Source organism: Arthrobacter sp. P1_B3, assembly GCF_056406615.1.
The window spans coordinates 466,832-489,296 of sequence record NZ_JBFTZV010000001.1; the positions used below are offsets into that span (position 1 = coordinate 466,832).

23 protein-coding genes are annotated in these 22,465 nt (G+C 67.1%); 18 read left to right on the top strand and 5 right to left on the bottom strand.

Going from position 1 to position 22,465, the window contains the following annotated elements; all coding sequences use genetic code 11:
* Positions 1–2: 2 nt before the first annotated feature.
* The 5 genes from AC1D2F_RS02180 to AC1D2F_RS02200 all read left to right on the top strand — a co-directional run bounded on the left by AC1D2F_RS02180 (position 3) and on the right by AC1D2F_RS02200 (position 6,790).
* Complete coding sequence (locus AC1D2F_RS02180) at positions 3–2,711, top strand: PEP/pyruvate-binding domain-containing protein (protein WP_476966072.1); 2,709 nt, start codon at positions 3–5, stop codon at positions 2,709–2,711.
* Positions 2,712–2,791: 80 nt separating this feature from the next.
* The gene (locus AC1D2F_RS02185) at positions 2,792–3,574 is read left to right on the top strand and encodes a hypothetical protein (RefSeq protein WP_229994740.1); all 783 of its coding nucleotides are present in this window, start codon (positions 2,792–2,794) and stop codon (positions 3,572–3,574) included.
* Between the two features lie 109 nt (positions 3,575–3,683).
* Entirely contained in the window at positions 3,684–4,763 is a 1,080-nt protein-coding gene (locus AC1D2F_RS02190; RefSeq protein ID WP_229994741.1) for a LolA family protein, read from the top strand.
* A 40-nt stretch (positions 4,764–4,803) separates the two neighbouring features.
* Positions 4,804–5,853 (top strand): ABC transporter ATP-binding protein, encoded by a 1,050-nt coding sequence (locus AC1D2F_RS02195; protein WP_229994742.1) that lies wholly within the window; start codon positions 4,804–4,806, stop codon positions 5,851–5,853.
* A 187-nt stretch (positions 5,854–6,040) separates the two neighbouring features.
* Positions 6,041–6,790 (top strand): ABC transporter permease, encoded by a 750-nt coding sequence (locus tag AC1D2F_RS02200; RefSeq protein WP_229994758.1) that lies wholly within the window; start codon positions 6,041–6,043, stop codon positions 6,788–6,790.
* Positions 6,791–6,833: 43 nt separating this feature from the next.
* Here AC1D2F_RS02200 and AC1D2F_RS02205 read toward each other — a convergent pair whose 3' ends face one another.
* Positions 6,834–8,339: a C40 family peptidase gene (locus tag AC1D2F_RS02205; protein ID WP_476966073.1), complete on the bottom strand. Its 1,506-nt coding sequence runs from the start codon at positions 8,337–8,339 to the stop codon at positions 6,834–6,836.
* Between the two features lie 456 nt (positions 8,340–8,795).
* Between AC1D2F_RS02205 and AC1D2F_RS02210 the strand changes: the two genes are divergently transcribed.
* The 11 genes from AC1D2F_RS02210 to AC1D2F_RS02260 all read left to right on the top strand — a co-directional run bounded on the left by AC1D2F_RS02210 (position 8,796) and on the right by AC1D2F_RS02260 (position 17,291).
* Positions 8,796–9,272, top strand: a complete 477-nt coding sequence (locus AC1D2F_RS02210) for a hypothetical protein (protein ID WP_229994744.1) — start codon at positions 8,796–8,798, stop codon at positions 9,270–9,272.
* Positions 9,269–10,270, top strand: coding sequence for a hypothetical protein (locus AC1D2F_RS02215; RefSeq protein ID WP_476966074.1), 1,002 nt, complete (start codon positions 9,269–9,271; stop codon positions 10,268–10,270). The genes AC1D2F_RS02210 and AC1D2F_RS02215 overlap by 4 nt, the downstream gene beginning before the upstream one ends.
* Positions 10,267–10,893, top strand: a complete 627-nt coding sequence (locus AC1D2F_RS02220; protein ID WP_229994746.1) for a phosphatase PAP2 family protein — start codon at positions 10,267–10,269, stop codon at positions 10,891–10,893. Before AC1D2F_RS02215 ends, AC1D2F_RS02220 begins: the two co-directional genes overlap by 4 nt.
* 148 nt (positions 10,894–11,041) lie before the next feature.
* On the top strand, positions 11,042–11,497 hold the full coding sequence (locus AC1D2F_RS02225; protein WP_229994747.1) for a hypothetical protein: 456 nt from the start codon (positions 11,042–11,044) through the stop codon (positions 11,495–11,497).
* Between the two features lie 570 nt (positions 11,498–12,067).
* Entirely contained in the window at positions 12,068–12,694 is a 627-nt protein-coding gene (locus AC1D2F_RS02230) for a response regulator transcription factor (RefSeq protein WP_229994748.1), read from the top strand.
* A 208-nt stretch (positions 12,695–12,902) separates the two neighbouring features.
* On the top strand, positions 12,903–13,022 hold the full coding sequence (locus tag AC1D2F_RS02235; RefSeq protein ID WP_229994749.1) for an aureocin A53 family class IId bacteriocin: 120 nt from the start codon (positions 12,903–12,905) through the stop codon (positions 13,020–13,022).
* A gap of 105 nt (positions 13,023–13,127) precedes the next feature.
* Positions 13,128–13,667, top strand: a complete 540-nt coding sequence (locus tag AC1D2F_RS02240) for a PH domain-containing protein (protein WP_229994750.1) — start codon at positions 13,128–13,130, stop codon at positions 13,665–13,667.
* Positions 13,657–15,177 (top strand): PH domain-containing protein, encoded by a 1,521-nt coding sequence (locus AC1D2F_RS02245; RefSeq protein ID WP_364746969.1) that lies wholly within the window; start codon positions 13,657–13,659, stop codon positions 15,175–15,177. Before AC1D2F_RS02240 ends, AC1D2F_RS02245 begins: the two co-directional genes overlap by 11 nt.
* Positions 15,174–16,073 carry an ABC transporter ATP-binding protein gene (locus tag AC1D2F_RS02250; protein WP_476966075.1) on the top strand — a complete coding sequence of 300 codons (900 nt, stop codon included), beginning with the start codon at positions 15,174–15,176 and terminating at the stop codon, positions 16,071–16,073. The genes AC1D2F_RS02245 and AC1D2F_RS02250 overlap by 4 nt, the downstream gene beginning before the upstream one ends.
* 2 nt (positions 16,074–16,075) lie before the next feature.
* On the top strand, positions 16,076–16,885 hold the full coding sequence (locus AC1D2F_RS02255) for a hypothetical protein (RefSeq protein WP_364746973.1): 810 nt from the start codon (positions 16,076–16,078) through the stop codon (positions 16,883–16,885).
* Between the two features lie 64 nt (positions 16,886–16,949).
* Positions 16,950–17,291 (top strand): hypothetical protein, encoded by a 342-nt coding sequence (locus AC1D2F_RS02260; RefSeq protein ID WP_364746975.1) that lies wholly within the window; start codon positions 16,950–16,952, stop codon positions 17,289–17,291.
* A gap of 433 nt (positions 17,292–17,724) precedes the next feature.
* Here AC1D2F_RS02260 and AC1D2F_RS02265 read toward each other — a convergent pair whose 3' ends face one another.
* The 4 genes from AC1D2F_RS02265 to AC1D2F_RS02280 all read right to left on the bottom strand — a co-directional run bounded on the left by AC1D2F_RS02265 (position 17,725) and on the right by AC1D2F_RS02280 (position 21,089).
* A complete protein-coding gene (locus tag AC1D2F_RS02265; RefSeq protein ID WP_229994755.1) occupies positions 17,725–18,645 on the bottom strand; it encodes a cation diffusion facilitator family transporter in 921 nt (306 codons plus the stop codon).
* 10 nt (positions 18,646–18,655) lie between these two features.
* The gene (locus tag AC1D2F_RS02270) at positions 18,656–19,108 is read right to left on the bottom strand and encodes a metallopeptidase family protein (RefSeq protein ID WP_364746977.1); all 453 of its coding nucleotides are present in this window, start codon (positions 19,106–19,108) and stop codon (positions 18,656–18,658) included.
* Between the two features lie 9 nt (positions 19,109–19,117).
* On the bottom strand, positions 19,118–20,098 hold the full coding sequence (locus AC1D2F_RS02275) for a DMT family transporter (RefSeq protein WP_476966076.1): 981 nt from the start codon (positions 20,096–20,098) through the stop codon (positions 19,118–19,120).
* Positions 20,099–20,207: 109 nt separating this feature from the next.
* Positions 20,208–21,089 carry an ArgP/LysG family DNA-binding transcriptional regulator gene (locus tag AC1D2F_RS02280; RefSeq protein ID WP_229993451.1) on the bottom strand — a complete coding sequence of 294 codons (882 nt, stop codon included), beginning with the start codon at positions 21,087–21,089 and terminating at the stop codon, positions 20,208–20,210.
* 65 nt (positions 21,090–21,154) lie between these two features.
* On the opposite strand from AC1D2F_RS02280, the gene AC1D2F_RS02285 reads away from it, so the two are divergent.
* Both AC1D2F_RS02285 and AC1D2F_RS02290 read left to right on the top strand, forming a co-directional pair.
* On the top strand, positions 21,155–21,760 hold the full coding sequence (locus AC1D2F_RS02285; protein ID WP_229993452.1) for a LysE/ArgO family amino acid transporter: 606 nt from the start codon (positions 21,155–21,157) through the stop codon (positions 21,758–21,760).
* 131 nt (positions 21,761–21,891) lie between these two features.
* Positions 21,892–22,437, top strand: a complete 546-nt coding sequence (locus tag AC1D2F_RS02290; RefSeq protein WP_229993453.1) for a methyltransferase family protein — start codon at positions 21,892–21,894, stop codon at positions 22,435–22,437.
* The last annotated feature ends 28 nt before the right edge of the window (positions 22,438–22,465 follow it).

Sequence of the window (22,465 nt, forward strand, 5' to 3'; positions counted from 1 at the left end):
GGATGGAGCACCCCGGGGAGCCGGACCCTGCCCAGGACGGGCCGGTCCTGGCCTTGGAACGCCTTGGCCAGGACATGCTGGCCAAGGTCGGCGGCAAGGCGGCCAACCTGGGCGAGCTGGCACGGGCCGGCCTTCCGGTTCCCCCCGGCTTCTGCCTGACCACCCGGGCCTACCTGGACGCCACGGCATCTCCGGCGCTGGCGGACGTGCACCGGGCCCTCGCCGCGACCACCCCCGATGACCTGGCAGGGCTGGCTGCGCTTGCCGCGAAGGCCCGCGCGCTGGTGCTCGACGCCGACGTCCCCGCCGGCATCGACGCCGCCGTGCGCGCCGCCTATGCGGCGCTGGGCGCGGACACCGCGGTCGCGGTGCGGTCCTCCGCGACCGCCGAAGACCTGCCGTTCGCCAGTTTCGCCGGCCAGCAGGACACATTCCTGAACGTGGTCGGCGCGGACGCCCTGCTGGCTGCCGTCCGCCGGTGCTGGGCCTCACTGTGGACAGACCGCGCGGTGACGTACCGGACCGTGCAGGGGATCGAGCCCTCCGCCGTGTCCCTCGCAGTGGTCGTCCAGCGCATGGTGGACGCAGCCGTGGCCGGAGTGCTGTTCACCGCCAACCCCGTGACCGGCCGGCGGCACGAGGCCGTCATCGACGCCAGTCCCGGGCTGGGCGAGGCCGTGGTGTCGGGGGCCGTCAACCCGGACCACTTCGTGCTCGACGGCGCCACGGGACGGATCCTCGAGCGGCGCATTGGGGACAAGGGCATGCTCATCCGTCCCCTGCCCGGCGGCGGCACAGAGCGTGTGCCCCAACCTGGCGCAGGGGCGGCGCCCAGCCTGGACGATGTCCAACTTGCCGCGCTGGAACTCCTGGGCCGCCGCGCGGAGGTGCACTTCGGCTCGCCGCAGGACCTTGAATGGGCCATCGGCCAGGACGGCGCCCTGTGGCTGACGCAGTCCAGGCCCATCACCACGCTGTATCCGATGCCGGACAGAACGCCGTCCGGACCGGCGCCGCGCGTCTATCTCTGCTTCAGCCTGGCCCAGGGGCTGACCCGGCCCCTGACGCCGATGGGCCTCTCCGGCATCCGGCTGATTGCGTCCTCAGTCGCGGGGGCAGCGCATTTTCCGGTGCCGGTGCCCCGTGACGGGCCCGCACCGTACGCGGAGGCCGGGCAGCGCATTTTCTTCGATCTCACGCCCGTTCTCCGGAGCAAACCCGGGCGCGCCATCGTCCCCCGGGTATTCGACATCATGGAGGCGCGCTCGGCGGCCGTGCTGCGCAACCTTTTCGCCGATCCCAGATTCTCCGTCACCATAAGATCGCCCTGGCCGCTCCTGCGCCACATCGTTCCGGTGGCGGCGCGGGCGAGAGTCCCGGAAACCCTGATCCGCGGCCTTATCCGGCCCGAGGAGGCGCTGCGCCGGGCCGACCGGGTGGGCGAACAGCTCAGGGCCGCACTCACGGTGCCCGCCGGCGCCACCGCCACACAGCGCCTGGACCACGTCGAGCGGATCCTTGGCCGGCACGTCTTTCCTGTGGTTCCGGCCATCCTGCCGCTGCCCGCTTTGGGGTTCGCCTTGCTCGCCGCGGCCGGAAAACTCGCGGGGAACCCCGGGAACGGGGCGCTGCAGGAAGTCCTGCGGGGCCTGCCCAACAACGTGACAACAGAAATGGATCTGGACCTCTGGTCGCTGGCTACAGCCATCCGCAACGACCCGGCGTCGGCTGCGGTGTTCGGAGAACCGTTGCCCGAGTTGGCCCGGCGTTACCGGGCCGCGGATCTTCCCGGCGTCCTGCAGTCCGGGCTGTCGGACTTCTTGAGCCGGTACGGCCACCGCGCCGTGGCGGAGATCGACGTCGGAATGCCCCGCTGGTCTGACGACCCGACCCACATCATCGGGGTCCTGGCCAACTATCTGCGTGTGGATGATCCCGCGCTCGCCCCGGACCGGCAGTTCGGCAAGGCGGCGCGTGAGGCTGAGGCGCAGGTCGGCCGGCTTGTGGCTGCGGCGCGGCAGCGCAGCCGCCTGCGGGGTGCGCTGGTGCGGGCAGCGCTGCGGCGGACCCGAATGTTCGCGGGCCTGCGTGAACTGCCCAAGTACCATCTCGTGGAAGCGCTCGGCGCCGTCCGCCAGCAGCTTGCGGCTGTGGGGGCCGAACTCGCCGCGGCCGGGACCATCGATGCGGCGGACGATATCTTCTTCGTTGACCTGGCCGAGGCGCACCGGGGGCTGGGCGGCGCGGCGCTGCAGGGTGTCGTGGCGCAGCGCCGGGCGGCGTACGCGGCTGAACTGGGCCGCCGGCGCATTCCCCGCGTGCTGCTCTCGGACGGCACCGAGCCCGAGGCAGTGCAGGCCAACGCTGTTCAGGTCGGCGCTGACGGCAGGGCCGGACAGCTCTCCGGGACGCCGGCCTCGGCCGGCACCGTCATGGCCCGGGCTCGCGTGATCCTGGACCCCCAGGGCGCGCACCTGGAACCCGGCGAGATCCTCGTGGCGCCGTCCACGGATCCCGGCTGGACGCCGTTGTTCCTGACGGCCGGCGGCCTCGTGATGGAAATGGGCGGGCCCAACTCCCACGGCGCCGTCGTGGCACGGGAATACGGGATCCCCGCGGTGGTGGGGGTCCCCGACGCGACGGCGAGGATCGCCACGGGCGACAACCTTACGGTCGACGGCGCCGCCGGCACCGTGACGCCCTCCAAGTAGCGCCGGCCTAATAGCGCCGGGCCGCAACGGCGGCGGGGCCCGCACGTCTGCGCGGGCCCCCGGCTCGCTACAGTGGGGCCATGAGCGAAGTGCGCGGTTCCGAGGGCGAGGACCCCGGGACCACCGGAATACCCGCCGCGGGCACCCCGGTACCTGATACCCGGTCGCCCGATAACCCCCGCTCCGAAACCCCCGGGTCCGGCGCCCCCGGGTCCGCGGACCCGGACGCGTGGCTGCCGGCGTGGCTCGTGGAGCGTCCGCTCACGGCCGGCTGGGCGTGGGCCGGGTTCTGGGCAGTGCTGATCGTGGCCGATGAATTCCTGGATCTGGCCGGCTGGTCCTGGTATGTGCTGGTCGGCATGGCCGCGCTGCCGACGCTCCTGGCGAGCCTTGCCCTGCTGCACGCCACCCCGCGCCGCTACCTGAAGCCGCGCCGGGACTCGGTGCTGGACCACTTCTTTGTCCGCTTCCTTGCCCTGATCGCCGCCTTCCTCGTGTGGGGGGTGTCCGTGGTCATGAGCGCATCGATTTCAACAACCGTTCAGACGCTCGTTGGCGAGTCCGAACGCGAGGTCACCGCGGTGGGCTTCAACCTCCTGCTGGCCGGGATCCCGTTGGTGGTCTCCGTGCTGTGGCTGGCCTTCATCATCCGCTGCGCCTGGTTCCTGCGCCGGCTCCGGGGTTGGAAGCAAACACCGGAGCCTGGCACTGTGCCCAAGAAGTTCCTGCGGGACAGGCCGCGGCTGAAGCGCGTGGTGGTGGGCCTCGCCCACCCCGGGCTGCTGCTCGTGGCGGGCCTTGGCACCTCCGTGCTCGCACTCCTGCTTGGCTCCGTGGAACTGACCATCAATGTGCTGAAGTGAGGCAACCAGGCCGCCGGGGCCAGGCGTACTGTTGACCTATGAGCTGCACTGAAGCGCGCATTCCTCAGACGCGGATATTTGGATCATCTCTTGCCGGGGCGCGGTCACGATGACCCGCAAGTGGCTGCGCTGGCTGCCCGCCGTCGCCGTTCCTGCCGTCATTGCCGCCGGCGCGTTGGCCGGATCCCTGCCCGCGAGGGCGGGGGATCCCCTGCCGCCCAGGACGCCGGAGCAGGTGCTGCAGTTGATCGCCCAGCACCGCGAGCCTGCCCTCTCCGGAACCCTGGAACAGTCCTCCGAGCTTGGTCTTCCCGAGCTCCCCAAGACCGGAGCCGGCTCGGACTCGTCAGGCACGGCCTGGCTCGAACTGCTGACAGGTCCGCACACCGCGCGGGTTTATCGCGACGGCCCGGACAACGCCCGCATCCAGGTGCTGGACCGGCTGGCCGAGCGCAACGCCGTCCGCCACGGCAACGAGGTTTGGTTCTACAACTCCAAGGACAACACGGCCTCCCACCTCCAGCTCCCGGCCGGCACCGCCGACCACTACGGATCCGGTAAAGACGTCACGGCCACGCCCGACCAGCTCGCCGCGATGTTCCTGGCCAAGGTCGACCCGAGCACGGACGTGTCCGTCGGCGCCGACGTCCAGGTAGCCGGACGGGAGGCCTACAACCTGGTGCTCACGCCAAGGTCTGACGCCACCTTGGTCTCATCCATCGCGGTTGCCGTTGACGGCCAGACGGGTCTGCCGCTGGGCGTCGAGGTCAAGGCCCGGGGGCAGTCAGAACCCGCCTTCCGCGTCGCCTACACGAGTCTGACCCTCGGTGCCCCCGACGCGTCGGTCTTCACGTTCAGCCCGCCGCCGGGCGCCACCGTCAAGGAGATCCAGGTCCCGGAGCATCAGGAGGGCAAGGAGTCCGCGAACGCTACGCCGCCGGCAGCCAAGGACAGCACCCACAAGCCGGTTGTTACCGGCTCCGGCTGGGAATCGGTCGCTGAGTTCCCGGCGGGAACCGCCGGTTCGACGCCGGACGCGGCGGCACTCCTTGAACAGGCCACTGTTCCGGTCCAGGGCGGCAGGCTCTTGTCCACTGCATTGGTGAACGTGCTGGTGCTCGACGACGGACAGGTCTTCGTCGGCTCCGTGCCCCTGGAGCGGCTCCAGGCCGCTGTCTTGCAGAAGTGATTACGGGCGCGGTATCCGGCGGCCGTCCGGTGACGGCCGCGTGAGCACCGGCGGGCCGGGGGCCGAGCTGAGCATCGAGACCAGGGGGCTGACCAAACGGTTCGGCCAGCAGTTGGCCGTCAACGGCGTCGATCTGGCCGTGCCGAAAGGCGCAGTCTTCGGATTCCTGGGCCCGAACGGCTCGGGGAAGACCACCACCATCAGGCTCCTGCTCGGCCTGGCCACGGCCACCGGCGGCACCATGCGCGTCCTGGGCGAGGACATGCCCCGGAAACTTGCTGACGTGCTTCCCCGGGTCGGGGCGCTGGTCGAGGGGCCGGCGTTCTACCCGTTCCTCTCCGGCGCTGCCAATCTGCGCCGCATGGACGCCGCGGACCCCTACGGTTCGGCGGCGACGCGGCGCGCCCGTGTCCAGTCAGCCCTGGAACGGGTGGGTTTGACGCACGCCGCGGACAAGCTGGTCCGGGCCTATTCGCTCGGTATGAAGCAGCGGCTGGGGATCGCCAACGCCCTGTTGGCTCCGCGCGAGCTCCTGGTGCTGGACGAGCCCACCAATGGACTGGATCCGCAGGGCACCCGTGAAGTGCGGAGCCTGGTGCGCTCCCTCGCGGCGGACGGCGCTACGGTGTTCGTCTCCAGCCACCTGCTGGCCGAGGTCGAGCAGATTTGCACGCATGCTGCCATCATGAGCGCGGGCCGGCTTGTGGCGCAGGGAACCCTGGCGGAACTGCGCGGGGCGGGCCAGGCAAGGATCCGCGTGCTGACCCCGGATCCGGGCGCGGCGGCGCAGGTGCTGACCGGCCTGGGCCTGACGGCCGCCCTGAGTACCGACGGCCGCACTTCCGGAGGCGCTGGTTCGGGTGCCGCTGGCTCCGGGACGGACGCAGCCCTGTTCGCTTCGCTGCCTGCGGCTCCGCCAGGCGCGGCGGCCCGGGAAGATGCAAGTTCGGCTCTGGCCGTGGAACCGGAAGCTGTAGTGGCTGCCCTCGTGGCGGCGGGGGTCCGGGTCCGCGGCTTCGCGACCGAACAGGCCAGCCTTGAGGACCGCTTTGTGGCATTGACGGGGGAGGGGTTCGACGTTGTCCAGTAACAGCTCATCTTTGGGCGATCCATCAGCCGGTCCGTCAGTCGCCCCGGCCGGCGGCCGCAGTGGAGCGGCCGGCGGCGCGGGCGGCGACGCCGGGGCAGGCCGTCCGCCGGTCCGGCGCGGATCCCTGACCGGCGGACTGCTGGCGTCCGAGCTCGGCGTGCTGTTCCGCCGCCGCAGGACGTGGGCCATGTTGTGCGCGCTGGCGGCCATCCCGATCCTGATCGCCGTGGCGGTGCGGGTCTCCTCGGCTGTACCGCCGGGCCGCGGGCCCGCCTTCCTGGACCGGATCGCCCAGAACGGCCTGTTCGTGGGCGTCACGGCCCTGGTGGTGTCCGTTCCCCTGTTCCTGCCGCTTACCGTCGGCGTCGTCGCCGGCGACACGATCGCCGGCGAGGCCGGGCAGGGAACCCTGCGCTACCTGCTCGTGGCCCCGGCCGGGCGGGTCCGTCTCTTGATCGTCAAATATGCCGGGACGGCTCTGTTCGTGGTCGTTGCCCCGCTCGTGGTGGCCCTGACCGGGGCCGGAATCGGCGCGGCGCTCTTCCCAGTGGGACCGGTGACGCTGCTGTCCGGCGACACGATCGGTCCCGGCGAGGCAGTGGTCCGGCTCCTGCTGATCGCAGCCTACCTGGCCGTTTCACTGCTGGGGCTGTCGGCGATCGGCCTGTTCATCTCGACCCTGACGGACGTGCCGGTGGGGGCCATGGCGGCCACCGTGGTGCTCTCGGTCGTCGCCCAGGTCCTGGACGCGCTGCCGCAGCTTGAGTGGCTGCATCCCTGGCTGTTCAGCCACTACTGGCTGGACTTTGGCGACCTGCTCCGCCAGCCGGTGTCCTGGGACTCCTTTGCCGTCAACGCCCTTCTGCAGGGCGGCTACATCGCCGTCTTCGGCGCGCTGGCCTACGGCAGGTTCATCACCAAGGACGTGCTCTCGTAGTCGACCGACGTGCCGCTGCGTAACCGGACCCAGGAACCGGGCCTCAGTATCGGGCCGCGTAGCCGTACAGCTGCATCCCGGACATGGCGGCAACATCGGTCACAGTGATGCCGGCGTCCGGGTTGAGTGCCTGGACCACGCGGCCACCGCCTATGTAAATGGCCACGTGGTAGAAGCCCGGGGACGAACCCCAGACAAGCAAATCGCCGGGGCGCGCCTGGGAGAGCGGGACATGGACGGGGGCTTGGGCGAACTGCTGGGAGGCAGTGCGGGGCAGGTACTTGCCGGCCGCGGCGAACGCGCTCTGCACCAGGCCCGAGCAGTCAAACCCATAGGTCCCGGTTCCGCCGTACTGGTAGAAGAACGGCGATCCGGTCTTGCCGAGCGCAACTGAAATGGCGGTCTGGTTTGACCCGCCGGAAATCGGCGCAGGAACGGGCGCCGGCACCGGAACAGGTGCGGGAACCGGAACGTGAATCGGCGCGGGATCAGGGGCAGGCGCCGGATCGGGGGCGGGCGCAGGTGCAGGTGCTGGAGCAGGTGCTGGAGCAGGAGCAGGTGCTGGAGCCGGTGCCGGAACGGGAGCCGCCGGCCCTTCGGCCGGAGCCGGAGCTGCCGGCTGCTGCGCGGCCGAGTCGTCCCGTCCCGGTGATGCCGGGGCAGGCTGCGAACCCGTGCCCGGCTGTGACCCGGTGCCAGGCTGCGGCGCGGGACCGGCCGCCGCGGTCAGTGCTGCGAGCCGGTCCTGCTGGCGCTGGCGGTCGAGGGCGTCCACCCGGGCCGATTCCAGCGCCGCCGTAGTGTTTCTCAGGCTTGCCAGCTGGTCCACGAGCGCGCTGCGCTGCTCCTTGGCGTCGGCCACCACCTGGCGCTGGGCCGCGGTGGCGCGATCGGCGTCGACCTTGCGGTCTTCCGCGGCCGCGGCGGCCTCGTCGGCGGCACGGTTGGCGTCCGCTGCGGCTTCGGTCAGCGACTGCGCGGCAGCAGCAGCGGTTTCCGCGGACTCGAACGCCCGCGCGCGTCCGGCGGTTACAGCCTCCAGCGTGGCTGCATCCTCGAGGGCCTGTCCGGTGCCGCTGACAAAGCTGCTGAGGGCAGGATTCAGGCCGCCGTTACGGTACAGATCCCCGGCCAGTTGGCCGATCTGCTTACGGGACTTGGCCTGTTCCGCTTCGGCGGCGGCAGCCCTGGCGGCCGCCACAGCCGCCGCGTCACGGCGCGTGGCCAGCTCCACGAGGGCCTCGCCGTACGCGTTGTTTGCTTGCAGGGACGCGGCCAGGCTGGCTTCCTGGCCGGCTGACGCGTCGGCCAGAAGCCCATCGATCCTGGTGACCTCCGCCGCCGTCGCGCTTTCACTGGACTTGGCGGCTGAGATCTCTTCAGGTGAGGGGATCTCCGGCGACGCCGGAACCCGGACGGTGGCCGCCAGCGGCTTGGAGACCGGCGCGGAAGTCAGCGGTGCGGCCTGTGCCGGGAGCGCGAGCGTTCCAAGAAGGACGACGACGGCGCAGAGCACAGCAGTCTTGTGACCGGATCCGGTCCAGCTCATGGGCAACCCTCGAGGTCTCAGGCTGGAATGAGCGAGGTCGGAATTTGACACATGAAAGCCCCTCTGCGGATCACCCAGCAGGCATGAGGCTACGGGTCAATGGTCACTTTGGCAACACAAGTCACATGAATAACATAAACAACACTGGCCTTTTTGAAGGCCGCGACAGCGGGCCTTCAGTCTCTGACTGGCCTCAATAGGCAAAGTCTCCCTGGCCAGTGATGTGGTCGAAGTCGATCGTCTCGAAGATAATTCCCGCACAACATGAAATGAATCAGGTTCTATTAGGTGGGAAGGCGCGCGGCATGAAGATGCTCCGACTCATTTGGGATTCCTTAATGTGTGTGACAGTTGGCGTTTTCGGAAGCTTGGTAGGGTGGCTCCTTGCCAAGGCGCCGTCAGGCGTCATACCAGATTACTGAAATTTATTCAGTGGATTTTCGGAGCCGCAGGGACATGGAACAGTCCACACTGACCGCTGACGTCATCGATACCTTGAACCTTCCCGCGTACCCTGATCTGGGCGATCTAGTGACTGCGGTCGAAGAAAAGTACGGCAAACGTCTGGTCTTCGAGGAAGGCACAGTGGACAGCCTTGGAGAAGGTGTCACCGGTCAGTGGATCGATACCCCCAGCCATGGCATCGTCCGCTACCTGCGGGGTGCCAAGGCCTGGAGTGTCCACGTCGTGCTACATGAACTTAGCCACATCCTCTTGGGCCATAAGGGGAAGCCTCTCGACGGACTTATCGCGGGGTCTTTCTTCTCCGGTATTGGCAAGCGGAACGGCGTCAGCTGGATGTGCCGTGCTGTGGACGTTCCCCTGGACGAGGCGGAGGCTGCCGCCGAAAATTTGGCCTTTGGCCTGGCCCGGGTTCTGCATGCCACGCCCGTGAAGGAGGCCACGAAGGCCGAACGAGTGTTTGGCCTATGACCGCCGCTGCGTTCTGGATCCTGGCAACAGTATTTGCCTTTCGCCTATATTTTGTCGCTCGCTGGGGCGCTTCAACGGCCTTTGTTGGTGCGATCGGAATCGGTGTCCTCGGCCTCTTTCTTACAGGTGTCGTCGTACCCGAAGAAACCATCGATGCGGCCGTTGGCGGCGTCAACTTCCTGCACCTTGTTCGCAATTTGTGTGTCACAAGCGCCGTCTGGCTGGTACGGGAGGGAATCTTCGCTGCCTACTCTCCGGATGAGGGCTACCGGTCGCGCCTTAGTCACCGCCCGCTTGCTGCCGGCCTCGGAGCAGCTGCGATTACCGTTCCGTTCCTGTTCCAGCGCTTCGTTCCGACGACTCAGAGCTACGTGCCGGAAAACGTCCAGCAGTTGCCGGTCTTCATCTACGCCAGCGTCTACATGGGCATTTTGGCGCTGTTGGCCGTTTCTGTTCTTCGAATTTGCCTCCGGCCCCAGGAAAGCCTGCCCGTCCGCGTGAGTTCCCGGGTTGTTGCATCCGGCATGGCTCTGGTCGCACTCGCGTCGGTCGAAGAGATCGCCTACATGACCGCCTTGCACACCGATGTGGGCGGTTCGTCTCTCCACCACGTTCTGTACGTCCTGTTCAATCCGCTGTTCTACGGCGGGGTTCTGCTGACTTCTCTCGGGCTTGGCATCCCGCCAGTGGTTAAGGTGTGGCGCCGCCTGCAGCTTTGGGACCGGGCCGCCTTGGTCTTTCTTACGGCCATGCTGGGCAGAGCATATTGGGGACTCTCCCGTGCGGCGTGGCTGGCGGCCATTGTGACCGGCTTCTATGCGAAGCACCCTTCCGTCCGCCTGTACCAGTACGTTATTCGCTCCAGCGATCACAAGGTCGCTCTCTCGGGGCGATCCACACCCATGCTTGCCGACCGTGTCCTAGACGCAGTCCAAGCCCGATTTGATGGCGGCGTCGGTTCTCTGGAATCTGTGCTGCCGGTAAAGGCACGTCAGTGACAGCAGAAACCACGACCCTAACCACATCAGAGAGGTCCTCCACGGCCATTGGGCGTGTGGCTCGGTCCGCAACCGAGATTGCGCAGCCGCCGCTGGTGTTGTCCCTCCTGCTGATTTTGGCTTCTCTGCTGAGTGACCAGTGGATGGTCTCCATCTGGTCGGGCATTATCGCTGCCCTCTTCATCTGCCTGGTGCCGTTTTCCGTCGTACTGCTGCTTGCCAAGAGGGGCCAGTTGACGGACCACCATGTTGGGGACAAGAAACAACGCCGCCCGGTCATGCTCTGGACCTTGGGCTCGTCGCTGCTTGGCTGCGCAATCCTCTCGATCATGGGCGCACCCCAGCCAGTCTGGGGGCTAGTTGGCGGGATTCTCTGCGGGATTGTGGCGCTCATTCTGGTCAGCCCGATTTGGAAGATATCGGGCCATGCAATGACATTGGGCGGCGCGACCGTGTCAGCTGTACTGATGTTCGGCTGGCTGGGGCTTCCGTTCGTTGTGGCGGCCCCTCTTGTCTGCTGGTCCAGGGTCTATCTCCGGGACCACTCAGCTCCACAGGTCATTACCGGGTTCATAACTGGCGTAGTCGCTTTCGGAGCCTCATATACTCTCATTGTCGGCTGATTCTTCGCGTGGCATCCCACGAAGCCACCAGGCCTGGCAAACGGTGCAACCATGACGGATTAAAAAGGAGGGCTGTGACTTCGCTACAACTGGGAAAGCGCTGCCCTCGGGATGTGGCCGCCTTTGTTGGCCGGGAGCAGGATCACGCGTGAATTCGAACGACAACCCTATAGATTCCCGCAGTGACAAAGAGGTTCTAGCCTCAAAAATCCAGCTTCTTCTCGACATCGTGCATGCCAAGGACGCCGACAGTTTCACGTATGAAGACGTTCGACAGGGTCTCGCGGAACAAGGGCTCACGCTCACAAGGACGCGGTGGCACCGGTTACTGGCCGGCTCTCCTGATAACCGCTGGGATCCGGAGCTACTGAAGGCACTGGCGTACTTCTTTGACGTTGACGAGAACTACCTGCTTCAGCGCAGCGGTCCGATCCCGGAACGCGTCGAGGCTGAACTCCGCCTGATAGAGGCTTACCGCATTGCCGAGGTAGAGCACTTCGCCGCGAGGGTCCTGGGAGAAGTGAACGTGGACGCTCTTCGCGCGGTGACTGAAGCTCTCCGAAACCTTCCGCCCAGGCCCGAGAAAAAAAGTCCGTCCAACTGAAAAATTTTCACTACTGAATTTTTTTCAGTAGACTCTGAAGCATGGGGTGCTCCAGGCGCCCGCATGGGGGCTTGAGAACCAATGCTCGGGAACGTCGCGCTTTGGCCGGTGGGGCCAGGTAGCAAGGGTCCTGGTCGGCGCCGCTGTTACGCCGGGCCCGTGTGCCGGCGGCGGGGCACCGTCCGGCGCTTGTTTGTCGAGGTGGTCGTAGATCGTGGAGCGCGGGACCTGAATCGGATCGGCGATGCGCTGAACGGCCTGGTCCCCGGCGTCGTAGAGCAGAGGGGCGTGGTGGACCTGGTCGGGGTTTCAACGTTCATGCGTTGAAACCGCGGTTTATCTACCTGATAGAACGTCTTATCCAGGACTGGTTCTCTGGGTACCGCAGGACGAAATTCTATCCGAAGAGTCGCCATAAGCTGTGCTGGAATTATCTTGTCCCGGGAACGGGGCAAAGGGGAGGGGGATGATGTCGCGGTGCAGGAATTATCGGTGGTTGTCGGTGTCTCGGAGGCTCAGTTGCATTCAGTTCTCAATGCAATCTTTCGTTTCAATTCGCAGACGCGAGCCTTGTTCAGTCGAGCAACGTCGCCACTCGAGCTCGCTGCCGATTGCCGGGCGCATCAGGCCGACCTTGTCGTCGTTGATGCGCGGTTGCACCGCGGCCATGCGGCCCCCGACCTCCTTCCCGTACTGAGCTTCTATCCACAGGCCCATCTCATCGTCTTCATCGACGCCGGCGCATCCGAGAGGATCCGGGACGTCATGGATGCAGGTGCCCGCGGAATTCTCACGAGCGATGCTTCGGTTCGCGAGATCCAGGGTGCGGTATCCGACGTTACGGCGGGCCACGTCTTCTTGTCCCGATCCGCTCTCATCGGTTTGTTGGAGGTGGTGCGGAGAACGCGTCCCGCCGAACAGGTGCTGTCCCGCACCGATCTGCCCGCACTGACGAGCCGGGAACGCGAGGTTGTTGAGTGCCTGGGTCAGGGCCGGTCCAATCGAGACATCGCGAGGGAACTCGGTGTCTCGGAGGCGGCCATCAAGGGCCACCTCTCACGCATCATGGTGAAGTGGTGCGTCCAGGATCGGCTGCAGGTGCTCGTCGCCGCCCTCGAGGCCGGCGTGCTCCGCGTCGGGCCGCAGGTCGGGAATGTGCTCGGGTCCGAGGGGCTCGAACCGGCTGCCACCCGGTAGTCAAATTCCCTCGTCATTTATCCAAAAGTATATATCTAAAGGATAATAGAATACTGTTTAGTGATCCATCTGAAAAATAATGTTGACAGCGTATTGGGGGATTCCCGAAACATCATCATTCGCTTTCAGAGGGGGACTATAAATGGGTGCCGTATTGAGGTTTGTTTGGTGGGTCCTGCAGCAATTCTGGCGTTGGGGAGTCGGGGTCGTGAATTCGATCGCCCGGTGGGCCAGAAACAACTGGGGGACGGTCCAGCGGTGGCTTGAGCGGGGCGTGACCTTCGGTACGATCGCCCAGTGGATCATGCAGATCCTCGGGATCGGCTGACATGAGTCTGGCACTGGTGTGGCCGGGGCCCACGGCCCCCGGCCACACCAGTGCTCCGGGAATACCGAGTACATGTCGTTAGCAGAACATACAGAAGGGGGCTCAGTGGCCAGCACACAGGCTGACGGCCGGGGCAAATGGTCGGCGTCGGGCCGGGCCGCGCGTACGCATGCCTATGCGCTGACGCTGCCGCCGGTGGCCTTGCACTACCTCATGATCCGCTCCACCGTCGAGGTGCTGATGACGGGAGCCCTTGCGTGCGGTCTGGCACTCTGGCTCGTCCCCGACGGCTGGAGGCTGCCAACCCTCGTTGTCATGGCGATCCTCATCATCTCCGGTCTGATCGTCGATGTGCCGATTGTCAGCCGCCTTACGATGCGCCACACGTCATACCACGTGGGCGCCGATGCGGTGCGGATCAAACGGGGTTACCTCCTGTCCAAGGACACGGTCCTGTCCACCGCCCAGATCCTGAATGTCTCCATCATCGAAGGGCCGCTGTTGCGGCGATTGGGCCTCGCTAAAGTCAGGTTCACCACCCTCAACCACGTTGAACCGCTGGGGCCCGTGGAACGTGGTGTGGCCGTAGAGATCCGTCGGCAGGCGTTGTCCACCTATATAGAGGCGTCCACCGGTGGGCACTGACGCCCCGCAGCGGCTGCCCGCCAAGGCCATGGCGGCGATGTCCCTCCGTGGAGCCCCGAGCGTGGTCAGCCTGTTGATCGGCGGATTCCTGTACTGGGACAGGCCCGGGCTGTGGCCCGGGCCGGCGGCCGTCTACCTGATCGGCGGCCTGCTCATCCTCCGGTTGGTCCACCCCGTCTACGCCTGGGCGACGCTGAGGTACGCGATCTCTAAGGATGACTTCTCCCTCACCCGCGGGCTGTTATTCAGAACCACGAGCACGACCGCTTGGCGTGACGTCTTGGTCGTGGACATCGACTCACCCTGGGCCTTCCGCCGGTTCGGGCTGGGGGTCGTCTCCCTGCGCTCCGGCGGCAAAGACGATGCGAAGATCGATGTCCCCGGCATCGACCACGCAGACCTTGAAGCCATCGTGGGGTTGGCACGGGCCCACGGGGTTCCGGGGGCACAGTCTGCACGCTCCGGCAGCGCGGCCAGTGGCTTCCACGGCACGGTTCCGGGGTTGTCGGATACGACGGGCCGGACCGTGTTGTACACGGCCAGGCGGAGGGACCTCGCGGCCGCCAACCTGATCTATGGCCATGTGGTGGTCCTGGGGACCGGTGCCGTTCTCGCGGTGCTGGATACGGCGGACCAACTGACGATTTTGGACGGTGCCGTGGAGGTCTTCGGCTCGCATCCCTTGGCGGGAAGCTTGGCGCTGTGCGGGGCGGTCCTCCTCGGCGGATCGGTCGCTGCGGTGGTGAAATACCATGAATTCACGGTGAGCAGTGATCCTGCTGGGTTGTCCATCAGATACGGATGGCTCTCCACCAACCAACGTAACGTGAGGTCCTCGGCCGTCGGCGGGATCACGGCACGCCGCAACCTCATCGAGATGCTTCTCGACCGGGTCCGGGTCGCGCTCCTTACGACGGACTCGGATGCACAGATGGGAACCAACATGGTCCTCCCGTCGTTGCCGCGAAGGCAGGTGACGCAGATCCTCGACACATCGCTGCCCGAGCTTCCGCGCCCGGCCCTTCTGAAGTCCTCGGGCCGCGGATCCGTCGCCGGATCGTTGGTGCTCTTCGCAGCGATCGGCGTACCCGCACTCGGTTTCGGTTGGGTTCTGCACCGCGTGACAGGTGGCGCCCTCGTCCTGGCCGCGGTGGCAACAGTGGCCCTCTGGTGCGTTCTCTCTCTGGTGGTCCGCCTTGCCAGGGCCCGGTTCTCGGTAGCGGGAAACAGGGTCGGTTGGGTCAGCCGTTCCTTCGTTGACCATGAGGTGGTCCTGGCCGCCACCAGCCTGCACTCCGTGTCCGCCACCGGGGCTCGAGCAGCTAGGGTGTCCCTCGTGCGGGCCCACTACTTCGCGGGTCGGCCCAAGACGTTGGCTGCGCTCAGCTTCGCCCGGGCGGTCCCGGATCAGATGGGCCGCCTGGTGGAAGACACCTCACCGGAAATCGCCGCCCTCCGGAGGCACCCCACTGTCAAGCAGCCCACCACCGAGGAGTTTGTTCATCCATGATCCACGTCGAGAACCTGAGCAAAAGCTTTGGCAGCAAGAGGGTGCTCCAGGACGTTTCCTTCACCGCCGAACCGGGGCGGGTCACCGGATTCGTCGGACCCAACGGCGCAGGGAAGTCCACCGTGCTGAAAATCATTGCCGGGCTGGTGCGTCCTGACGCGGGCACCGTCAGCGTCAACGGAAAAGACTTCTCGCAAGCCCTGCTTCCGGGGAAGACCATGGGACTTTTCTTATCGGCGGAATGGCTCCCGGAGCAGGCCACCGCTGCCGGCATCATCGACTACGTCTGCCGTACGCAGGGACTGCCAGTTTCGTGGGGCAGAGACACCCTCGAGACGGTCGGACTGGCAGGCGTGGCCCAACACCGGGTCCGCACCTTCTCGTTGGGCATGCGTCAGAGGCTGGGCATCGCCACGGCGACCGTGAGCCGTCCGGACGTACTGGTCATGGACGAACCCATCAACGGGCTTGACCCGGACGGGATTGCCTGGATCAGGTCGTTCTTGAGTTCTGCGGCGTCACAGGGTGCAACGGTCCTGCTGTCCTCACACCATATGGCCGAACTGGCAGAAACGGCGGATGACATCGTTATGATTGGCGGTGGCCGGATCCTCGGGCAGGGGAGCATCGGGGATTTCGTGTCCCATCCGGACGAAACGGGGTACTACCTCGAGTCCCCGGACCCCGAGAACCTGCTGGTTGCCATGGCACAAAGGGGTTTCCGCGCCACGCGCGAACGGGGGGGAATACTGGTCCATCATACGAACCCGACCGAGCTCGCCTCCGTCGCCTTGGAGTCCGGTGCGGGGATCTCGCAGCTGTCCCGGGTGACCCGAAGCCTCGAAGACACCTACTTCGCGGTCCTGGCCCGGAGCGCATCCGGGGGAAGGGAATGACCATGACCGAATCACAGATCGACGACCGCACCACGATGGCACCCGAACAGAGGTTTGGCGCCGTGACCCGGGCCGAGGCGCGCAGGCTCCTCCGGAAGGGCGGCGTGCCCATCCCGGTCATCGTCGCGATCACCGCGGCGCTGGCGAGCGGGATACTGACGATGCTCATCATGAAGTCACTGGCCTCGGAACCCACCAGGGTCATCACCACCACATCCGTCGAAACCGGTGCGTTTGTCAGTGCGCTGGTCCTCTCTGTGGCCGCCGTCTTCGCGGTTGGGCGGGACCACACTGGGCAGCTGGGCCTGGCGCTGTCACTGACACCGAAACGGGAACGGCTCTTCATGGCCAGGGCCCTGTCCTGGGCTGCCCTGACGGCAGTCAGCACGGCCTTCGTCACGATCGTCCTCGCGGGACTCGGACTTGTCCTTTCTGGAGGCGACTTTGTCGGGTCGGGGCTGCTGGGCGTGGCGGCAACCGTCGTCGGCAGCACCAGCATGGTGCTGGTTGCCGTGGCCCTGGCCCATCTCGTGGGACGGGCCTTCGGGTCCGTGTTACTGCTCATCGGCGTCAACGTCCTCCTGCCCCTGGCGGTCTTCGCTGTGGGCGCCATGATCCCCGAGCAGGCGGCCGGGGCTGTAGACGCCTTGGTGAACGTGACACCGACGCCCCTGTTCATGCGGGCCATCAGCGCGACGACAGTCGAGGATCTGGGACTGGGTCGCCTGCTCATCGGCCAGTTCGGTCTTGCGGTGTGGGCCCTTGTCCTCGGCGGACTGGCGCTCACCGTCTTCCGCCGCCGGAACCTTTAACGCCTTCCCTTGAGCACGGCTCACCCGCCGGTATCAGCACCACACACGACAACGAAGGAAAACCATGGCAGAGATCAAAGACCGGCGTCATGCGGACAGTTCCTCTCGGAGAAAGCCGCCCGGTGAACCGGCGTCGATGGTGGCACTGTTCGTCACCATCCTGGTCGTCAGCATTGGGCTGGCGCTGTGGGCTGACATGAACATCGGCCTGCGCGGGCTCATCGCCATCGTCGCTGGCATTGCCGCGGCCGCCATCACCCTGACCGTGGTCAACCGGAGCGTGGCACGGGTGGGTCGGCGGGACCGGACCCCTCAGGTGACGGTCCCGCCGACCCACCCGCCGGAACACGACGGGCAGGCCAGGGTGCACCAGCAACAGCCAGGCCACCCTCCATATTCGGATTAGGGGATTGGATCTCTTAAGTACCCCCTGTTGAGGTGGGGTGGTCGTCGTTTACGGTTGCCTTGAGAGGGGCCGGGACAGCTGGCACTGCGCCGGGCCGTGGTCTGCCGGGCCGGCGCCGTCATTGACGGCAACCGGTACTGGCGGCGGCTGCTGTCCTTTGCAGCGGCGGCATCGGAGAGAGGCTTCGCCGCTCAACTGAGAAATTTTCACTACTGAATTTTTTTCAGTAGACTCTGGAGCGTGACATGCTCCAGGCGCCCACTATGGCCTGACCGTGCGCATTGAGTGGCATCAAAGGTGTAGCCCCTACGACAGGTTTGGGGGGGTGGTAGGGGCTGCACCCCCGCAGCGTGCGCACCTCGGGGGACGTACACGCTGACCCATCCCAGACGCGGCCGATCTCCGCAGGGCATTGCCGAGCGCCGGTGCCGGGTCAGGCGTGCTGGTGGGCCTCGTGCTCCGAATGCGTGGCGGGCTCGAGCTGGAACGTGCAGTGTTCGGTGTCGAAGTGGGAGCCCAGGCAGCTAGTGAGTTTGTCCAGGACGCGGTCGGCGCCCCGGGCACCCAGCGCCGCGTCCTCCACCACCACGTGGGCGGAGAAGACGGGGACGCCCGAGGTGATGGTCCAGATGTGGATGTCGTGGACGGACACGACTCCTTCCACGGCGAGGATGTGTTCGCGGATCATCTGCACGTCCACACCCTTGGGGGTGGCCTCGAGGAGCACGTCCACGACGTCGCGCAGCAGGTGCCAGGCCCGGGGCAGGATCATGAGCGCGATGAGGATCGAGGCAATGGTGTCAGCCGCCTGGAACCCGGTGACCATGATGACCACCGCCGCCGCAATGACGGCAAAGGACCCCAGCAGATCCCCCAGGACCTCGAGGTAGGCGCCGCGGACGTTCAGGCTTTCCTTCTGGGCGCCGCGCAGGATCAGCAGGGATACCAGGTTGGCGACGGCGCCGAGGACCGCCGCGGCGAGCATGATGTCGGTGTGGACCTCCGGGGTGGCGCCGAGCCGGCGGATGGCCTCGGTGAAGATGACCACCGAGATCACGATCAGGACCAGGGCGTTTGCCAGCGCCGCCAGGACCTCGGCGCGTTGGTAACCGTAGGTGCGCAGATCGCTGGCGGGCCGGGCGGCGATCCACGCGGCCAGCAGGGCGATGAAGACGCCCGCGGCGTCGGAGAGCATGTGCCCGGCGTCGGCGAGCAGGGCCAGGGACCCGGAGACCACGGCGCCAATCGTCTGCACGAGCACGACGGCGAGCGTGATGGCCAGGACGGCGACCAGGCGCTTCCGGTGCTTCCCGGTGGCGGTTACACCGTGCGAGTGGCTGTGGTCGTGTCCCATGCCTACAAGGCTATCCCCAGCCGAGCTCGTGCAGGCGCGCGTCGCTGATGCCGAAGTGGTGGGCGATTTCATGGACCACGGTCACGGTGACTTCCTCGATCACCTCATCCCGTGAGGCGCAGATGTCCAGGATGGGCTGGCGGAAGATGGTGATCCGGTCCGGCAGCGAGCCGGCGTCCCACCAGGAGTCCCGCTCGGTCAGGGGAACCCCTTCATAGAGCCCGAGCAGCACGGTGTCCGAATCCTCCCCGGGCTGCGGGGTGTAGTCGTCCTCGATGAAGATCGCGACGTTGCTCATGGTCTTCGCCAGCTCCGGCGGGATCCGGTCCAGGGCGTCACTGACCGCGGCCTCGAAATCGGCCTCGGACATCGGGAAGGGTCCGTCAGACTCGCCGCCACCGCCGTCACTGCCGTCCCCGCCGTTCGGAACGATCGGCAGGCCGGGCGGGAGGGATGAAGGCATAGGGAAACTCTAGCGGGACCGGCGCCGGGTCAGCCCCACACCCACCAGGCAGATCACGCCGCCCACCAGGCCCCAGACGGTAGGAATTTCGCCCAGGACCAGCCAGGAGATCAGGATGGTGGTGCCCGGCACCAGGTAGGTGGTGGCGGCGAGGCGCCCCGCGTCAATCAGGGAGAGCGCGTAGGCCCACGTGGTGAACGCGATCGCAGTGGGGAAGATGCCCAGATAGACCAGGCCCAGCGTGGCCGGCAGGGGAGCGGCCTGCAGCTCGGTGATCAACTGGCCGCTGAAGGGCAGGCAGCAGAGCGCGCCCACCATGATGCCAAACCACGTGGCCTGGGCGGCCGGGAACTTGCGCAGCACCGGCTTTTGGACGATCACGCTCACGGCGGCCAGTGCGGCCGCGAGCAGGCACAGCAGCACACCGGCCACGTCCGCCGTCGACCGCTGGCCGGATCCCAGCGCTATCACGGCCACGCCTCCGAACGCGATCAGGCTGCCGATGATCAGCCAGCGCGGGAAGCCCTCTTTCAGTATCACGCCGGCCATCACGGCGACCAGGATGGGGTTGACGTTGATCAGCAGGGCTGCCGTGCCGGCGTCCAGCATGTGCTCGGCGGCGTTCAGGGCCACGTTGTAGCCGCCGAACCACATGACGCCGTAGGCCAGGATGGGCCACCATTCGCGGCCCCGGGGCAGCCCCCTGAGCTTCGGCACCACCAGCAGGCCCAGCACGACGGCGGCGACCGCCAGGCGGCCGAGCGTCAGGGAGCCGGGGGAGAAGCTCGGGCCCACGGCCCGGATGCCCACGAATGCCGACGCCCACAGGACCACGGTGACGACGACGGCGGCGATACCGAGCCTGCTGATCGTGGCCGGCTGTCCGGGACGGGTTGGTGCGGGTTGCGGGGCGGGTGCGGGGGCAACGTTCGCAGACCCTTCGTGGGGGCGTGCGGACGGAGTGGGGCCGGATGCGGAGGTTGTAGCCATTCTGCCAATCTAGCCGCTACAGCACGGTCAGGACTGGCGGGAATCGGTCACGTCTAGCCGAGATCCTGCCAACCTGCCGGACGGCCGGCCGCCAAGGTGCCGGACGGCCTCAGCGGAGCACGCGCGCCGCCGCCCGGACGGCGTCCGCGACGTCGGTCAGCGCCGCCGAGCCGCGCCGCCACTGCTGCCAGTAGAGGGCGACGTCCACGTGCGCGCGGGGGGAGAGCGTCTCGAGCCTGCCGGTCTCCAGATCTTCGCCAATTTCGATCTCGGGCATCATGCCCCAGCCCATGCCCCAGCGGATGGCATCGCCAAACTCCTGGGCGGCCGGCACGTAGTGGCGCGGCGGCTGAAGGGGTGCGTGGCTGAGCCGGCGCAGCCAGCGGTCCTGCAGATCGTCCCTGCGGTCGAAGACCACAACGGGAGCCGCGGCCACCGTCGCGGCGCTCACCCCTGCCCCAAACCAGCGGCGGGTGAAGTCCGGAGCGCACACCGGAAAATAGCGCATGATGCCCAGCTTGCTGGACGAGCAGCCGGGCACGGGCTTGGCTGTCTCAGTGATGGCGGCGGCGGCGGCGCCGGCGCGCAGCAGGTCCAACGAGTGCTCCTGGTCTTCGCGCAGGATCTCCAGCTGGACGTTTTCACTGGCCGCCGCGAGGCCGGCCAACGCCCAGGTGTGCAAGGAATCGCTGTTGATCACCAGCGTCAGGCGCGTTCCTGCGCGGGGCTGCTCAGGCTGCAGTTCCTCGGCCAGGTCCGCGGAGAGCAGTTCCAGCTGCCGGGCGAACCGCACTACGGCCTCGCCGGACTCGGTAAGCCCGGGCGGCCGCGCTCGGGTCAGGACGGGCCGGCCGACGGCGGCCTCGAGGGCCCGTACACGCTGGCTGACGGCCGAAGGCGTCACGGACAGATGGGCTGCGGCGGCGTCGAAGCTCCCGTACGTGAGGATTGCGGCCAGCGTCCGGGCCTGCTCGGGGGAAATTTCCATCATTAGACCATCTTATGTATCAGCAGAATCTTTAACTGGCTTCATCTTCGGCGGACCCCTACCGTGGAATGGTGATCCTTCCACTGTTTTCCGGCCTCTCCGCCGGACTGTCCCTCATCGTTGCCATCGGCGCGCAGAACGCATTTGTCCTCCGCCAGGGCATCCAGCGCTCCCACGTCGTCATGGTGGTGGCAGTCTGCGCGGTTTCGGACCTCGTGCTGATCCTGCTGGGCGTCGCGGGCATCGGTGTCCTCCTGGACCGGGCGCCCGCTGCCATCGTGGTGATCCGGTGGGTCGGGGCCGCGTTCCTCCTCGTCTACGGGGCGCTCGCGGCCCGGCGCGCGGTCCGGGGGTCGCAACTGGAGAATCCCGGCGACAAGCCGGCCGGTGGCCGGGCCGCCGTGCTGGGCACCTGCCTGGCCTTCACGTGGCTGAACCCGCACGTCTATTTGGATACGGTGTTGCTGCTCGGGTCCCTCGCCGCCGCTCAAGGCGAAGCCGGGCGCTGGTGGTTCGCCGCCGGGGCCGGCCTGGGGAGCATTGCCTGGTTCACCGCCCTCGGCGCGGGGGCGCGTTTCCTGACGTCGCTCTTCCGGCGCCGGGCGGCCTGGCGGGTGCTCGACGCCGGAATCGCCGTCGTGATGATCACCCTTGCCGTGCTGCTGCTCGCCTGAGCACCGCGTCTGCCTCCCGTTCCTGAGCACCGCGCAAGGAGTGGAAAACCCATGCCGGTCCGGAGCCGGCCCTCAGGTCTGGGGTCGGTAGGCCCTTGTCCGCTCAATGTGGCGGGGTCACGATTGCTGGTATGACAGCATCCCCAGTGTCGGCCGGCGAAAGGAAGCGCGCAGCCATCGGTACGGCCGTCTTCGCGGTTGCCCCCGCAACGGCCGCCGGCCTGGTGCCGTGGCTTCTGACCCGCTGGGAAGTGGCCTCCCCGGTCCCCGGCGGGGTGCCTGCGCAGATCACCGGCGCCCTGCTGATCGGTGCGGGCGCGGCGGTGATCGCGAACTCTTTTGTGCATTTCGCCGTGGAGGGCATCGGGACCCCCGCGCCATTTGCCCCTCCCAAGAAGCTGGTGGTTGGTGGGCTCTACCGATACGTGCGGAATCCGATGTATGTCTCCGTCGCGGCGGCCGTCGCCGGGCAGGGACTCCTGCTAGGCGCGCCGAAGCTCTTCGTGGCCCTGGGCATCGGCGCCGTCCCGGTTGTGGCCTTCGTCCGGCTGTACGAGGAGCCGGTACTGACCCGGAAGTTCGGTGCGGCCTACGAAGAGTATCGCCGTAACGTCCCGCGCTGGCTGCCCAGGCTCACGCCGTGGCGGCCCGAGGGTCCGGAACCGTCCCGGGGCTAGTGCCGGGGCTAGGGCCAAACCCACGGCC

What these genes read in the sequence shown, in the direction of transcription:
- AC1D2F_RS02200 (WP_229994758.1), top strand. Translation starts at nt 6,041, where the DNA reads ATGTTGTGCGCGCTGGCGGCCATCCCGATCCTGATCGCCGTGGCGGTG.
- AC1D2F_RS02250 (WP_476966075.1), top strand. Translation starts at nt 15,174, where the DNA reads ATGATCCACGTCGAGAACCTGAGCAAAAGCTTTGGCAGCAAGAGGGTG.
- AC1D2F_RS02190 (WP_229994741.1), top strand. Translation starts at nt 3,684, where the DNA reads ATGACCCGCAAGTGGCTGCGCTGGCTGCCCGCCGTCGCCGTTCCTGCC.
- AC1D2F_RS02275 (WP_476966076.1), bottom strand. Translation starts at nt 20,098, where the DNA reads ATGGCTACAACCTCCGCATCCGGCCCCACTCCGTCCGCACGCCCCCAC.
- AC1D2F_RS02255 (WP_364746973.1), top strand. Translation starts at nt 16,076, where the DNA reads ATGACCGAATCACAGATCGACGACCGCACCACGATGGCACCCGAACAG.
- AC1D2F_RS02185 (WP_229994740.1), top strand. Translation starts at nt 2,792, where the DNA reads ATGAGCGAAGTGCGCGGTTCCGAGGGCGAGGACCCCGGGACCACCGGA.
- AC1D2F_RS02210 (WP_229994744.1), top strand. Translation starts at nt 8,796, where the DNA reads ATGGAACAGTCCACACTGACCGCTGACGTCATCGATACCTTGAACCTT.
- AC1D2F_RS02215 (WP_476966074.1), top strand. Translation starts at nt 9,269, where the DNA reads ATGACCGCCGCTGCGTTCTGGATCCTGGCAACAGTATTTGCCTTTCGC.
- AC1D2F_RS02260 (WP_364746975.1), top strand. Translation starts at nt 16,950, where the DNA reads ATGGCAGAGATCAAAGACCGGCGTCATGCGGACAGTTCCTCTCGGAGA.
- AC1D2F_RS02280 (WP_229993451.1), bottom strand. Translation starts at nt 21,089, where the DNA reads ATGATGGAAATTTCCCCCGAGCAGGCCCGGACGCTGGCCGCAATCCTC.
- AC1D2F_RS02205 (WP_476966073.1), bottom strand. Translation starts at nt 8,339, where the DNA reads ATGAGCTGGACCGGATCCGGTCACAAGACTGCTGTGCTCTGCGCCGTC.
- AC1D2F_RS02180 (WP_476966072.1), top strand. Translation starts at nt 3, where the DNA reads ATGGAGCACCCCGGGGAGCCGGACCCTGCCCAGGACGGGCCGGTCCTG.
- AC1D2F_RS02270 (WP_364746977.1), bottom strand. Translation starts at nt 19,108, where the DNA reads ATGCCTTCATCCCTCCCGCCCGGCCTGCCGATCGTTCCGAACGGCGGG.
- AC1D2F_RS02265 (WP_229994755.1), bottom strand. Translation starts at nt 18,645, where the DNA reads ATGGGACACGACCACAGCCACTCGCACGGTGTAACCGCCACCGGGAAG.
- AC1D2F_RS02285 (WP_229993452.1), top strand. Translation starts at nt 21,155, where the DNA reads ATGGTGATCCTTCCACTGTTTTCCGGCCTCTCCGCCGGACTGTCCCTC.
- AC1D2F_RS02290 (WP_229993453.1), top strand. Translation starts at nt 21,892, where the DNA reads ATGACAGCATCCCCAGTGTCGGCCGGCGAAAGGAAGCGCGCAGCCATC.